Genomic DNA, 13,335 nt, shown 5'->3' with positions numbered 1-13,335 from the left:
GTGCGGGCGCTTCACGCCCCCTCGCGCGCGACCCTCTTGGACGGATGAGGAGGCCGTCTCCATGAACGCCATCACGCGCTCTGTCTCCCTCGACGACAAATACGTCTCCAACGACGGCCGTGTCTACCTGACCGGCATTCAGGCTCTCGTGCGCCTCGCCCTCGACCGCAGCCGGCTCGACCGGGCGAGCGGGCTGAAGACCGGCGGCTTCATCTCCGGCTATCGCGGATCGCCGCTCGCCGGCTTCGACACCGAGCTGGTGCGTGCGAAGCGCCATCTCGCGCCGGCCGACATCGTGTTCAAGCCCGGCGTCAACGAGGAGCTCGGCGCCACCGCCGTCTGGGGCAGCCAGAAGGTCGCCCATCACGGCAAGGGCAGCGATTACGACGGCGTCTTCGGCATCTGGTACGGCAAGGCGCCCGGCGTCGACCGCGCCGGCGACGTGCTGCGCCAGGCCAATGCCAGCGGCACGGCGGCCAATGGCGGCGTGCTGGCGCTGGCGGGCGACGATCACCTCGCCAAGTCCTCGATCCTCCCGGCGCAGTCGGAGTTCTTCTTCCAGCATGTCGAGATGCCGGTGCTGAACCCGTCCGACATCCAGGAAGTGCTGGACTACGGGCTGCACGGGTTTGCCATGTCTCGCTTCAGCGGGCTGTGGAGCGGACTGATCTGCCTTGCCGACACGATGGACGCTTCGGCGACCATCTCCGTCGATCCGGCGCGCCTCGACTTCGTCTTCCCCGAGGACCGCGACCCGCGCCGGCACGACGATCTCAACCGCGTCCTGCTGCTCGGCAATCGCCTGGAGACCGAGCGGCTGCTGCGCGACGTGCGCATTCCCGCCGCGCGCGCCTATGTGCGGGCAAACGGGCTCGACCGGGTCGCCTTCGGCGCCAGCCGCCCGCGCATCGGCATCGTCGCCACCGGCAAGGCCTATCGCGACCTGCGCCAGGCGTTCGAGTTGATCGGCCTCACCGAGGAGCGCGCGCGCGACATCGGCCTTGCCATCTACAAGGTGGCGATGCCCTGGCCGCTGGAGCCCATCGGCCTGTCGAATTTCGGCCGCGGGCTGGAGCGGCTGCTCATCGTGGAGCACAAGCGCGCCTTCCTCGAGCCGCAGATCAAGGAAATCGCCTATGGCTGGCCGGACCATGCCCGTCCGGCGATCTGGGGCAAGATGACGCCGCAGGGCAATCCGTTCCTCTCCGACCTGCTGGAACTGGCCGTTGCCGAGATCATTCCGGCTCTGCTCGCCTTCCTGCCGGCCGATTTCGTCACCGCCGAGATGCGCGCCGTCGCCGAGCGGATGAACCGGCAGGTGATGTGGTCGCAGGGCCATGCGGAGCGCGCCGCCCGCGTGCCGTATTTCTGTTCCGGCTGCCCGCACTCGTCTTCCACCGTGGTGCCGGAGGGCGCCCGCGCCATGCCGGGCATCGGCTGTCATGCCATGACGGAGATCCCGGGCCGCACCACCGACGGCCAGATCGCCATGGGCGGCGAGGGCGTGTTGTGGGTCGGCCAGTCGGAGTTTGCCCGCGATAGCCACGTCTTCGCCAATGTCGGCGACGGCACCTATTTCCACTCGGGCATCCTGGCGATCCGTCAGGCCGTCGCCTCCAAGGTGCCGATCACCTACAAGATCCTCTACAACGACGCGGTGGCGATGACCGGCGGCCAGCCGGTCGACGGCACCCTGACCGTGCCGCAGCTCACCCGCCAGCTCGAGGCGGAAGGGGTCGAGCGCGTCGTCGTCGTCAGCGAGGAGCCGGACGCCTATGTCGGCCGCCGCGACCTTGCGCCGGGCACCGATGTCTTCCACCGCGACGAGCTGATGCGCGTGCAGGAGGAGCTGCAGCAGATCGTCGGCGTCACCGTGCTGATCTACGACCAGACCTGCGCCGCCGAAAAGCGCCGCCGCCGCAAGCGCGGCAACTTTGCCGATCCCGACATGCGCCTGTTCATCAACGAGCGTGTCTGCGAGGGCTGCGGCGACTGTTCGGTGCAGTCCAACTGCATCTCCATCGAGCCGCTGGCGACGCCCTTCGGCGAGAAGCGGCGGATCAACCAGTCGTCCTGCAACAAGGACTTTTCCTGCGCCAAGGGCTTCTGCCCCTCCTTCGTGGAGGTGGAGGGCGCCTCGCTGCGCCGGGCCGAGGCGAGCGGGCTCGACCTTGCCGCGCTCGTCGCCGAGCTGCCCGAGGCCGGGGTCGCCGGGCTGGAGACGACGCTCAACCTGCTGATCGCCGGCATCGGCGGCGCCGGCGTCACCACCACGGCGGCGGTGCTGGCCATGGCGGCCCATATCGACGGCAAGCAGGCCTCGACGCTGGACATGACCGGCCTTGCCCAGAAGGGCGGCCCGGTGACCTCGCATCTGCGCTTTTCCACCGCGGACCGGGCCATCGAGGGGCCGCGCATCCCGACCGCCAGCCTCGACGTGCTGCTCGCCTCCGACATGGTGGTGGCGACCAATGCCGAGCAGCTGGCGCTGATCGACCGGGAGCGCACGGCGGGCTTTGCCAATTCGCGCGTCGCGCCGACGGCCGAGTTCGTGATGAAGCAGACGCTCTCCTTCGACGAGGCGCGGATGCTGAAGACGCTGGACGAAGCCTGTCCGCTCTTCGCCGGCCACGACATCGCCCGCATCGCCGAGGCGCTGTTCGGCGATGCCATCTACGCCAACATGATGCTGGTCGGCATGGCGCATCAGGCCGGCCGTCTGCCGCTGACGACCACCGCGCTCGACACCGCGATCCGCCTCAACGGCGCGGCGGTCGAAAAGAACCTCTCCGCCTTCCATGCCGGCCGCGTCCTGTTCGCCGCGCCCGACAAGATCCTTGCCGGCCTGCCGGCGGCCAATGCCGTCGATCCGGCGGGCGAGATGGATCTCGACACGCGGATCGCGTTCCTCGCCCGTGAGCTTGCCGCCTATCAGGACGAGGGCTACGCCCAGCGCTTCCTCGATGCGGTCGCATCCGTGCGTGCCGCCGACGAGCGCGCCGGCAACGGCACCATGCGGCTGACGCGCACGCTCGCCGACGGCCTCTACCGGGCGATGGCCTACAAGGACGAGTACGAGGTCGCGCGGCTTTACTCGCAGCCCGACTTCCGCGCCCGGCTGGAGGCGCAGTTCGACAGCCCGCGCAAGCTCAAGGTTCTGCTGGCGCCGCCGCTGATCTCCCGCTCGCTCGACCCGCGCACGGGGCGTCCGCGCAAGATCGCCTTCGGCCCGTGGATCTTCACTGCCTTCCGCCTGCTGGCCAAGGCAAAGCGCCTGCGCGGCGGCGCCTTCGATCCGTTCGGCCGCACTGAAGAGCGGCGCATGGAGCGGGAGTTCGCACGCCTCTGCCTTGCCGATGCCGTGCGCATCGCCGGCCTTGTCGGCACGGCGAATTACGGCCTGCTCGTCGAACTCGCCCGCGTTGCCGATACGGTGCGCGGCTTCGGTCCGGTGAAGGAGGCGAACCACGCCAAGGCAATGGCCCGGCGGGAGGCGCTGCTGGCCCAGCTTGCGCCGGAAGGAGAGGGCTCGCCTGTGATGGAGGCGGCGGAGTAATCCGCCGCCGCGGGGCCGGTCCGGCTCTATCCGCCGAAGCGCTGGCCCCAGGTCGGCAGCGTGTCGCCGGGGGCGGGGCTGGCCGAATGGACGGCGCGGGCGATCGCCCGGCTCATCACGGCAGCAGCGACCGCGCCGATCTCCACCGTCTCGGCGAGGGGATCGCGCATCTCCTGCGCGGCCGTGGAGGCGGCGAAGATCAGGTCGCCGTCGAGCGGGGTATGCGCCGGCCACAGGGCGCGGGCGAACCCGTCATGGGTCGCCACCGCCAGCCGCTGCAGCTCGGCCTTGGTCAGCGCCAGATCCGTCGCGACGATGGCGATGGTGGTGTTGGCCCCCTCGCTGAGGCCGTCGAGCTTGGTGCGCGGGCGGTCGGGCAGGGCGGGCATCTTTGCCGGCCAGCCGAGGCCGCCGAACTCATCCCCTTTCTCGAAGGGCGCGGCCCAGAAATGCGGACCCTCGCCCAGCACCGCGCTGCCGAGCGCGTTGACCGCGACCAGCGCGCCGACGGTCGCCCCTGACGACAGCTGTGCCGAGGCCGAACCGAGGCCACCTTTCAGCGTTGCCGTCGTCGCGCCGGCTCCCGCACCATGGCTGCCGATCTCGAAATCGGGGGCGGCTGCGGCCAGCGCCTTGCGGCCGAGCGCGCCATAGGGGTTGGTGTCGCCCCAGTCCTTGTCGCCGCCGTTCAGAAGATCGAAGAGGATCGCTCCTGGCACGATGGGCACGCGCGCCGTGCCGACGGCAAAGCCGCGGCCTTGCGCGGCCAGCGCCATCTGCACGCCGGAGGCCGCATCGAGGCCGAAGGCCGAGCCGCCCGACAGCACCAGGGCATCGACGCTCTCCACCGTGAAGCGCGGATCGAGCAGGGCCGCCTCGCGGGTGCCCGGCGCCCCGCCATGGATCGCCACGGAGGCGCGCAGCGGTCGGTCCGCGGTCAGCACGGTGACGCCGGATTTGAGCTTCTCGCAGGAGGCATTGCCGACCGAGAGGCCCGGCACATCGGTGATCAGGTTGCGCAAGGCGGCCTCATCGGGTCGTTGCAGGAGGGGGCGTCAGATGCGGTGATAGGCGCGGTCGAGATAGATCAGCGCCGGGCCGCGCTCGCCCAGCTCGATGCCCAGGATCTCGCCGAAGATCACCGAATGGGTGCCGATCTCGGAAATGTCGGTGACCCGGCAGTCGAGGGCGACGCGCGCCCCGCGCAGGATCGGCGAGCCGGTCGCCAGCCGATGCCAGTCGGCCAGCGCGAAGCGGTCGTCGAAGGTGAGGTCGCCCTTGCCGGCGAAGGCATCGGAGAGGTCCTGCGCCTCGGCCGGCAGCGTGTTGATGGCGAACAGCCCGTTGGCCTTGATCGCGGCGTTGATGCGGGCCTGGCGGTTGACGCAGACCAGCACCGTCGGCGGGGCGTCGGAGACGGAGGCGACGGCCGAGACGGTGGTGCCGCCGCGCCCGGCGATGCCATCGGTCGTGGCGATGTGGACCGCCGTGCCCAGCCGGCTCATCGCCTCGCGGAAGGCGAAGCGGTCGACGGGCTGCGCGCCCTCGCCGCCGAGGCCTCCCGTCCTGAAGGCTGAGCTGTTCGTCATGTCGTCCCCTCCGGTCCCTTCGGCCACTTCACATGGCCCGACCGTGCCCGTCCCTGGTTCTTGCGCGTTGCCGCCCGTCCGTGCGGCGGATGCGGTGAAGCATCGATCCTAACCTAGGGCGGTTTCGAAGTGGTTTCACGGGGCCGCCGGCGCATTTGTGTCGGCGCGGCCGAGATCGGGCGCATCCGCGACCCCGCCCGCCATGCGTTCGGCGATCCATTCGATGAAGCGCTGGGCGGCCGGGCCGGGCGGCCGGGTGGCGGTCAGCCAGTAGCCGCGGTCGCGGCTGCCCAGCGTGTCGGTGAGCGGGATCAGGTCGCCGCGCTGCAGCTCCGCCTCGATCATCGTCTCCACGCACAGCGCCACCCCGTGGCCGGCGACCACGGCGCTGACCAGCAGGTTGAAGTCGCTGAACACCGGGCCCTGGCCGGCAAGGTCCTGCGGCAACCCGTTTTCGGCCAGCCAGTCGCGCCAGTCCTTGCGGGTCTCGTCGTGCAGCAGGCGCGCACCGGCGAGCTTTTGCGGCGTGTCGAACGGCCCGTTGGCGGCCAGATGCGCCGGACTGCAGACCGGCCGCGTGTGGCCGGACAGCAGCCGCAGGCGCACCGCATGGCGCTCGGCCAGCGGCGGGGTGTCGAACCAGTCGATGGAAATGTCGGTGTCCTGCGCCAGCCCATGCTGGGCGTAGAGCAGGCTGAGCCGCAGGTTCGGCGCCACTTCCGCGAAGTCGACGAGACGGGGAATGAGGTAGCGCGTGCCGAAGGAGGGGACGCAGGCGATGGACAGTTCCGGCCGGCGCACCGTCTCCAGCACGTCGTGGCACACGTCGCCGATCCGCTGCAGCGAGGTGCGCGTCACCTCGGCGATGCGCTCGGCCTCGGGCGTCAGCTCGACGCGGCGTCCGACGCGCCGCACCAGGGCGATGCCGAACCAGTCCTCCAGATTGCGCAGATGGTGGCTGACGGCGGCATGGGTGACGCCGAGTTCGTCGGCGGCAAGGCCGACGCGGCCGGTCTGGGCGAGGGCGGCCAAGGCCCTGAGCGCATTGAGAGGAGGCAGGTTGCCGGTGCTCATCGTTAGATTTTCTAACCAGCATGTCGGGAAGTTTCAATTGAAACTGGCGTTTCCTTGTGACTTTTTTCCCCAACGTCAACGGCGCGATCGGGAGGAGCCACGTCGCCGCTTCGATTCCCCGCCACAGGTCTGTCCGGAAATCGCCGGGTGCATTGCGCGCCCTGCGGGGCCGCCGGATGGCATCTGCGGCAAGGGGAGGGCCATCGGGGCGCAGTGGAGGAACAATCGCGTACCGTTTGCCGGCGAAGGGGAAAGATGTTCTTTTCTAAGTGCCGGTTTTCGAGGGGAATTGTGCCGCCCACAGGGGCTTGGTAAGTACATATGATCACGCGCCGCTGCCATGTCGGCGGTGCTGCGGACTGAGAACGGCGAAGCCGCCAGTCCTTCAGGGGGACCACAGGGCCTATGGACTACTTCATCCAACAGTTGATCAATGGCGTAACGCTCGGGTCGATTTACGGCCTGATCGCCATTGGCTACACGATGGTCTACGGGATCATCGGCATGATCAACTTCGCCCATGGAGATATCTTCATGGTCGGAGCCTTCATCGCGCTCATCGTGATCATCGCGCTGGGCATCACGGCGGCGACGCCGCTTCTGCTCCTCATCCTCGCGCTCGGCCTCGTGCTGGTCATCGCCATGGCGCTGACCGCGGTCTGGGGCTGGACGGTCGAGCGGATCGCCTACCGGCCGCTGCGCGGCTCGTTCCGCCTGGCGCCGCTGATCACCGCCATCGGCGCCTCGATCGCGCTGCAGAACTTCGTGCAGATCTCGCAGGGCGCGCGCACCAAGCCGCTGCAGCCGCTGCTCGGCGGCAACATCCAGCTTTGGGAAACGGTCGGTCCGGAGGGCAATTTCGTCGTCCAGATCAGCTACATGCAGATCCTGATCATCGTCGCGACGCTGCTGCTGATGGCCGGCTTCACCTTCCTCATCACCAAGACGCCGCTCGGCCGGGCGCAGCGCGCCTGCGAGCAGGACCGCAAGATGGCCGCGCTGCTCGGCATCAATGTCGACCGCACCATCTCGCTGACCTTCGTCATGGGTGCGGCGCTGGCTGCCGTCGCGGGCCTGATGTTCCTGCTCTATTACGGCGTCATCGACTTCTACATCGGCTTCCTGGCCGGCGTTAAGGCGTTCACCGCGGCCGTTCTCGGCGGCATCGGCTCGCTGCCCGGCGCCATGCTTGGCGGTCTGCTGATCGGCCTTATCGAGACGTTCTGGTCCGGCTACTTCTCCCTTGAATACAAGGACGTGGCCGCATTCTCGATCCTCGCCATCGTGCTGATCTTCATGCCCGAGGGTCTCCTGGGCAAACCCGAAGTCGAGAAGGTCTGAGACCATGGCCGCACAGAAACAGGATTTGCTCGCCGGCTCCGTGAAGGATGCCGCCGTGGGCGCGCTGGTCGCATTCGGCCTGTTCGCCATGCTCATCGGCATGAAGACCGACGTCAGCATCGGCGGTCTGTCGATCGAGTACCGCTGGAGCGCGGTCGCCATCGCGGTTGCCGTCGTCTTCGTCGGCCGCCTGGCGCTCAACCTCTTCGTCTGGAAGAGCGAAAAGCCGGTCACCGCCATGCTCGGCGGCCTGGTGCCCAGCCAGTCGTCGGCCTCGCGCTTCGGCCACCTCATCACCCCGGTGCTCTTCGTGCTCGCCGTGGTCCTGCCGTTCCTGCTGATGTACTTCCTCGGCTCGCGCGGTTCGCGCCAGTATCTCGATCTCGCGATCCTGGTGACAACCTACGTGATGCTCGGCTGGGGCCTCAACATCGTGGTCGGCCTCGCCGGCCTGCTGGACCTCGGCTATGTCGCCTTCTACGCGGTGGGTGCCTATTCCTACGCGCTGCTGGCCCAGTATTTCGGCTTCTCGTTCTGGCTCTGCCTGCCGCTGGCCGGCATCCTCGCCGCCTTCTGGGGCATCATCCTCGGCTTTCCGGTGCTGCGTCTGCGGGGCGACTATCTCGCCATCGTGACGCTGGCCTTCGGCGAGATCATCCGCGTGGTGCTGCTCAACTGGTACGAGTTCACCGGCGGCCCGAACGGCTTGTCCGGCATTCCGCGGCCGAGCTTCTTCGGCCTGGAGTTCGAGCGCGGGGAGGGCGGTTTCGCCGACTTCTTCGGGCTGGAGTTCAACTCCATCCACCGGATCATCTTCCTCTACTACCTGATCCTGGTGATGGCGCTGCTGACCAACTTCGTCACCATGCGGCTGCGCAAGCTGCCGGTCGGGCGGGCCTGGGAGGCCCTGCGCGAAGACGAGATCGCCTGCCGTTCGCTCGGCATCAACACCACCAACACCAAGCTGACCGCCTTCGCGCTCGGCGCCATGTTCGGCGGTTTCGCGGGCTCCTTCTTCGCCACGCGCCAGGGCTTCATCTCGCCGGAGAGCTTCACCTTCATCGAATCGGCGGTGATCCTGGCGATCGTCGTGCTCGGCGGCCTCGGCTCGCAGGTCGGCGTCGTCATCGCCGCGGTGGTGATGATCGGCGGCTTCGAGTTCTTCCGGCAGTTCGAGGAATACCGGATGCTCGTTTTCGGCCTGCTGATGGTCGTCATCATGGTCTGGAAGCCGCGCGGTCTGATCTCGACCCGTGCGCCCTCCATCGCGCTTGACCGAAAGAAGGCCAAGGGCATTTCCGCCGATCTGGTTCAGGAGGGCCACGGATGAGCCGCTGGAACGACGATCCCGTCCTTCGCATCGAGCATGTGACCATGCGCTTCGGCGGCCTGGTCGCGGTGAACGACCTGTCGTTCAATGTCGGTCGCGGCGACATCACCGCCCTGATCGGCCCGAACGGCGCCGGCAAGACCACGGTCTTCAACTGCGCCACCGGCTTCTACAAGCCGACCGAGGGCCGCATCACCATGAAGCGGCGCACCGGCGAGCACTACCTGCTGGAGCGCATGCCCGACTTCAAGATCTCGGCCGAGGCCGGGGTCGCGCGTACCTTCCAGAACATCCGCCTGTTCGGCGGCATGACCCTGCTGGAAAACCTGATGGTCGCGCAGCACAACCCGCTGATGGTGGCGTCCAACTACACCATCGGCGGCCTGCTCGGGCTCGGCGGCTTCCGCAAGGCGGAGGCCGGCGCGGTGGACCGGGCCAAGTACTGGCTCGAGCGCACCAACCTGATCGACCGGGCGGATGCGCCGGCGGCGGACCTGCCCTATGGCGACCAGCGGCGGCTCGAGATCGCCCGCGCCATGTGCACCATGCCGGAGCTCCTGTGCCTGGACGAGCCGGCGGCGGGCCTGAACCCGCGCGAGAGCGCGGAGCTCAACACGCTGCTCCACTACATCCGCGACGAGCACGACACTTCGGTGCTCTTGATCGAGCACGACATGTCGGTGGTCATGGAAATCTCCGACCACGTGGTGGTGCTGGATTACGGCGAGAAGATCTCCGATGGCACGCCGGACGAGGTGAAGAACGACCCGAAGGTCATCGCCGCCTATCTCGGCGTTGCCGATGACGAAGTCGATCAGGTGGAAGAAGAGGTGGGCCTGTGAGCGAGAAACAACCCCTCCTCCAGATTCGCGGCGTCGAGACCTATTACGGCAAGATCGTCGCGCTGCGCGGCGTCGACATGGACGTCCATGAAGGCGAGATCGTCACCCTGATCGGCGCCAATGGCGCCGGCAAGTCGACCCTGATGATGACGATCTGCGGCACGCCGCAGGCGCGCAACGGCACGGTCCACTACAAGGGCATCGACATCACCCGGATGCCGACGCACGAGATCATGCGGATGGACATCGCCCAGTCGCCGGAAGGTCGCCGCATCTTCCCGCGCATGTCGGTGATGGAAAACCTGCAGATGGGTGCGGCCGTCGTCGATCCGAAGCACTTTTCCGGCGATCTGGAAAAGGTCTTCACGCTGTTCCCCCGCCTCAAGGAGCGGCGGGAGCAGCGCGGCGGCACGCTGTCGGGCGGCGAGCAGCAGATGCTGGCGATCGCCCGCGCCCTGATGGGCCGGCCGCGGCTGCTGCTGCTGGACGAGCCGTCCCTCGGTCTGGCGCCGCTGATCGTCAAGCAGATCTTCGACGCCATCGCCGAGCTCAACCGCACCGAAGGCCTCACCGTCTTCCTCGTCGAGCAGAACGCCTATCACGCCCTCAAGCTGGCGCATCGCGGCTACGTGATGGTCAACGGCGTCATCACCATGTCGGGCACCGGCAAGGAGCTGCTGTCGCGCGAAGAGGTGAAGGCGGCCTATCTCGAGGGCGGCAGGCATTGATCCGGCGGCCGCCGGGCCTTGAGCTGCGGCGGCCGGAACCCGTGTTCTCATTTTCGCCGGCACCAGGCCCGACCGGGCCGGACGGCGGCACAACGGGAGGTCCTGATGGGATTCCTCTATGACACGACCCTCGCGGGCTTCATCATCCTGACGCTGGTGCTCGGCGGCGCCGCGGCCTGGTCCACGGGCCGGGCCTGCGCTCTGACCTGGCGTCCGCTTTTCGTGCTGGTCTGGTTCATCTTCCTGCTGTCGCTGGCGGTGCGCTTCCTCAGCTTCGCGCTCTATGGCGGCACGCTGCTGTCTATCCAGCACTGGCTGATCGCCTTCGCCTATCTGGTCGCGCTGGCGCTGGCCGGCTGGCGGGTGACGCGCACCAACCAGATGACCAGCCAGTACCGCTGGCTCTACGAGAAGACGAGCCCGTTCGGTTGGCGTCTGCGTCCGGGAGCGGACGACAGCATCGCCTGACATTACGCGCATTGCGGGAAGGTTCGCCGTCCCGCTACCTGATCCGAAACGCTCGACTTTGCCGAAAAAGGCGATAGTGTTTCGGTAGATGGCCGATCCGGAAGGGACGGTCCGCGGACAAAAAGTCCGCACAACCAGAGTGGTTCAGCTCCCGGCCCGGGGTGGGTCGGGAATGCATCTGGAGCAAGGGGAGACTACCTTATGAAGAAGCTTCTTATGGCGAGCGTCGCCACCGTCGTCGGCATGGGCCTGTCGACCGCGGCCATGGCCGACATCATCATCGCGACCGCGGGTCCGATGACCGGCCAGTACGCCTCGTTCGGCGCGCAGATGAAGGCCGGTGCCGAGCAGGCCGTCGAGGACATCAACGCCGCCGGCGGCATCAACGGCGAGAAGCTGGTGCTGCAGATCGGCGACGATGCCTGCGATCCCAAGCAGGCCGTGGCCGTTGCCAACCAGTTCGTCGGTTCGGGCGTCGTCTTCGTCGCCGGCCACTTCTGCTCGGGTTCCTCGATCCCGGCCAGCCAGGTCTACGCCGAAGAGGGCATCATCCAGATCTCTCCGGCCTCGACCAACCCGACCTTCACCGACGCGCGTCCGGGCCCGGGCATCTTCCGGACCTGCGGTCGTGACGACCAGCAGGGCCAGGTGGCCGGCGCCTTCCTTGCCGAGAAGTTCGGCGACAAGAACATCGCCATCATTCACGACAAGACCGCCTACGGCAAAGGTCTCGCCGACGAGACCAAGAAGTACATGAACGAGGCCGGCAAGCAGGAAGCCCTCTACGAGGCCTATACGGCCGGCGAGAAGGACTACACCGCGCTCGTCTCCAAGCTGAAGTCCGAGAACATCGACGTGCTGTATGTCGGCGGCTACCACACGGAAGCCGGCCTCATCAAGCGCCAGATGGCCGAGCAGGGCATGAGCACCATCCTCGTCTCGGGCGACGCGCTCGTCACCGACGAGTACTGGTCGATCACCGGCGACGTCGGTGCCGGCACGCTCATGACCTTCTCGCCGGATCCGCGCAAGAACGAGGTCGCCAAGCCGGTCGTCGCGGCGCTCGAGGCCGCCGGCCGTACCGCCGAGGGCTACTCGCTCTACACCTACGCCGCGATCCAGGCCTGGGCCGAGGCCGTCAAGGCCGCCGGTTCGACCGACTTCGACGCGGTCGTCGGCAAGCTGAACGAGATGGAGTTCTCCACCGTGCTCGGCAACCTGGCCTTCAACGACGTGGGCGACGTGACCCTGCCGGGCTACGTCTTCTACGAGTGGAAGGACGGCACCTACGACTACATGCAGTAAGCCTTTCGGCTGACTGGATTTCTGGCCCCGCCCGGTTCGTCCGGGCGGGGTTTTTCTTTGCCCGCGGCGGGCGCGTAAACCTTAATCCGTAACCATGCGAATCGATTCCGCGCGGCGATCCGCGCTTGTCGTTTCCCCGCGTCCGGCGATTGCGTAAACTTTCGGTAAACCAATACCGGAGCGTGCGATGGGCAGGGTCGTCTGGGGTATCGTTGCGATCTATCTGGCAATCGGCGTGGCGCTGTGGAGCCACCAGGCACTTGCCGCGCCGGAGCTCGTCGCCTTTTCCGACACGCGCATTGCACCGGGCACCATCGTCATCCGCAACAGCGAGAAGCGCCTCTATCTGGTGCAACGCGGCGGCACGGCCCTGCGCTACACGGTCGCCGTGGGCAAGCGCGGCAAGGCCTGGGCGGGCCGCACCTACATCACCGGCATGCATGTGCGCCCGGCCTGGTCGCCGCCGGCAGAGGTCAAGCGCGACCTGCCGCATCTGCCGCGGGTCATCGCGGGCGGGGCGCCGAACAATCCGATGGGGGTTGCGGCGATGACGCTCGCCGGCGGCGAATATGCCATTCACGGGACCAACCGGCCCGACTCCATCGGCCGGCCGGTGTCCTATGGCTGCATCCGCATGCACAATCGCGATATTGCCGACCTGTTCCGCCGGGTCGGCGTCAACACGCCGGTGATTGCCGTCAACTGATCGCCGTCAACTGATCGCCGTCGATTGAGGGGCTTTCCTGGCCGATCTGCGCGGGCGCGGCGGTTTCCGCCGGCCGGGCCAGCGTTGCGTCCTTGCGGCTGACATCGGCAAGACCGGCGCCCAGCACCATCAGCGTGGCCGTGCCCAGCACGAAGACGATCAGCGCGGGCAGGATCATGCGACCGCGGCGCGGCGTGGCAGGATCGTGAGGCTCGGTCAGTCGCATCATGGTCCGTTCGCCGCTCTTGCTCGCGGCTCCCTTGCTTTCGTCGGAGAAGAAATGGCGACAATCTTGGCGATTTCAAGTCGTCCGCCGATCTGCCTTTCCGACTACTGATCACATCCGTGTAACTCGCGCGCGAGTCTTCCGGTTCCCTTGCGACATCGAAAAACGAC

Annotated in this window: 12 protein-coding genes; 8 read left to right on the top strand and 4 right to left on the bottom strand. The window is 67.6% G+C overall.

Annotated features, from left to right (window positions below; genetic code table 11):
- The first annotated feature begins 61 nt into the window (after positions 1-61).
- Entirely contained in the window at positions 62-3,556 is a 3,495-nt protein-coding gene (locus BBX35_RS05315) for an indolepyruvate ferredoxin oxidoreductase family protein (RefSeq protein WP_067216838.1), read from the top strand.
- Between the two features lie 26 nt (positions 3,557-3,582).
- On the opposite strand, the gene BBX35_RS05310 is transcribed toward BBX35_RS05315, so the two are convergent.
- From BBX35_RS05310 to BBX35_RS05300, 3 genes are all read right to left on the bottom strand, one after another.
- A complete protein-coding gene (locus BBX35_RS05310; RefSeq protein WP_083206031.1) occupies positions 3,583-4,578 on the bottom strand; it encodes a P1 family peptidase in 996 nt (331 codons plus the stop codon).
- A gap of 33 nt (positions 4,579-4,611) precedes the next feature.
- On the bottom strand, positions 4,612-5,145 hold the full coding sequence (locus BBX35_RS05305; protein ID WP_208979762.1) for a flavin reductase: 534 nt from the start codon (positions 5,143-5,145) through the stop codon (positions 4,612-4,614).
- Positions 5,146-5,280: 135 nt separating this feature from the next.
- Complete coding sequence (locus BBX35_RS05300; protein ID WP_067216833.1) at positions 5,281-6,219, bottom strand: LysR substrate-binding domain-containing protein; 939 nt, start codon at positions 6,217-6,219, stop codon at positions 5,281-5,283.
- 405 nt (positions 6,220-6,624) lie between these two features.
- Here BBX35_RS05300 and BBX35_RS05295 point away from each other — a divergent pair, with 405 nt between their 5' ends.
- The 7 genes from BBX35_RS05295 (at position 6,625) to BBX35_RS05265 (ending at position 12,939) form a co-directional block, all read left to right on the top strand.
- On the top strand, positions 6,625-7,560 hold the full coding sequence (locus BBX35_RS05295) for an ABC transporter permease subunit (protein ID WP_067216832.1): 936 nt from the start codon (positions 6,625-6,627) through the stop codon (positions 7,558-7,560).
- Positions 7,561-7,564: 4 nt separating this feature from the next.
- Positions 7,565-8,890, top strand: coding sequence for a high-affinity branched-chain amino acid ABC transporter permease LivM (livM, locus tag BBX35_RS05290; protein WP_067216829.1), 1,326 nt, complete (start codon positions 7,565-7,567; stop codon positions 8,888-8,890).
- On the top strand, positions 8,887-9,732 hold the full coding sequence (locus tag BBX35_RS05285; RefSeq protein ID WP_067216826.1) for an ABC transporter ATP-binding protein: 846 nt from the start codon (positions 8,887-8,889) through the stop codon (positions 9,730-9,732). Before livM ends, BBX35_RS05285 begins: the two co-directional genes overlap by 4 nt.
- Entirely contained in the window at positions 9,729-10,460 is a 732-nt protein-coding gene (locus BBX35_RS05280) for an ABC transporter ATP-binding protein (RefSeq protein ID WP_067216823.1), read from the top strand. Before BBX35_RS05285 ends, BBX35_RS05280 begins: the two co-directional genes overlap by 4 nt.
- Positions 10,461-10,565: 105 nt before the next feature.
- Positions 10,566-10,928, top strand: coding sequence for a DUF6867 family protein (locus BBX35_RS05275; RefSeq protein ID WP_083206030.1), 363 nt, complete (start codon positions 10,566-10,568; stop codon positions 10,926-10,928).
- Positions 10,929-11,129: 201 nt separating this feature from the next.
- Positions 11,130-12,233: a branched-chain amino acid ABC transporter substrate-binding protein gene (locus BBX35_RS05270; protein ID WP_067216820.1), complete on the top strand. Its 1,104-nt coding sequence runs from the start codon at positions 11,130-11,132 to the stop codon at positions 12,231-12,233.
- A 187-nt stretch (positions 12,234-12,420) separates the two neighbouring features.
- Positions 12,421-12,939 (top strand): L,D-transpeptidase, encoded by a 519-nt coding sequence (locus BBX35_RS05265; protein WP_067216817.1) that lies wholly within the window; start codon positions 12,421-12,423, stop codon positions 12,937-12,939.
- On the opposite strand, the gene BBX35_RS05260 is transcribed toward BBX35_RS05265, so the two are convergent.
- A complete protein-coding gene (locus BBX35_RS05260; RefSeq protein WP_067216816.1) occupies positions 12,932-13,168 on the bottom strand; it encodes a hypothetical protein in 237 nt (78 codons plus the stop codon). The genes BBX35_RS05265 and BBX35_RS05260 overlap by 8 nt on opposite strands.
- Positions 13,169-13,335 lie beyond the last annotated feature (167 nt).

This window comes from Stappia indica, assembly GCF_001696535.1.
Classification (GTDB): Bacteria; Pseudomonadota; Alphaproteobacteria; order Rhizobiales; family Stappiaceae; genus Stappia; species Stappia indica.
The sequence above is the reverse complement of the archived record's forward strand: the minus strand, read 5'-3'. Positions and strand labels throughout refer to the sequence as shown.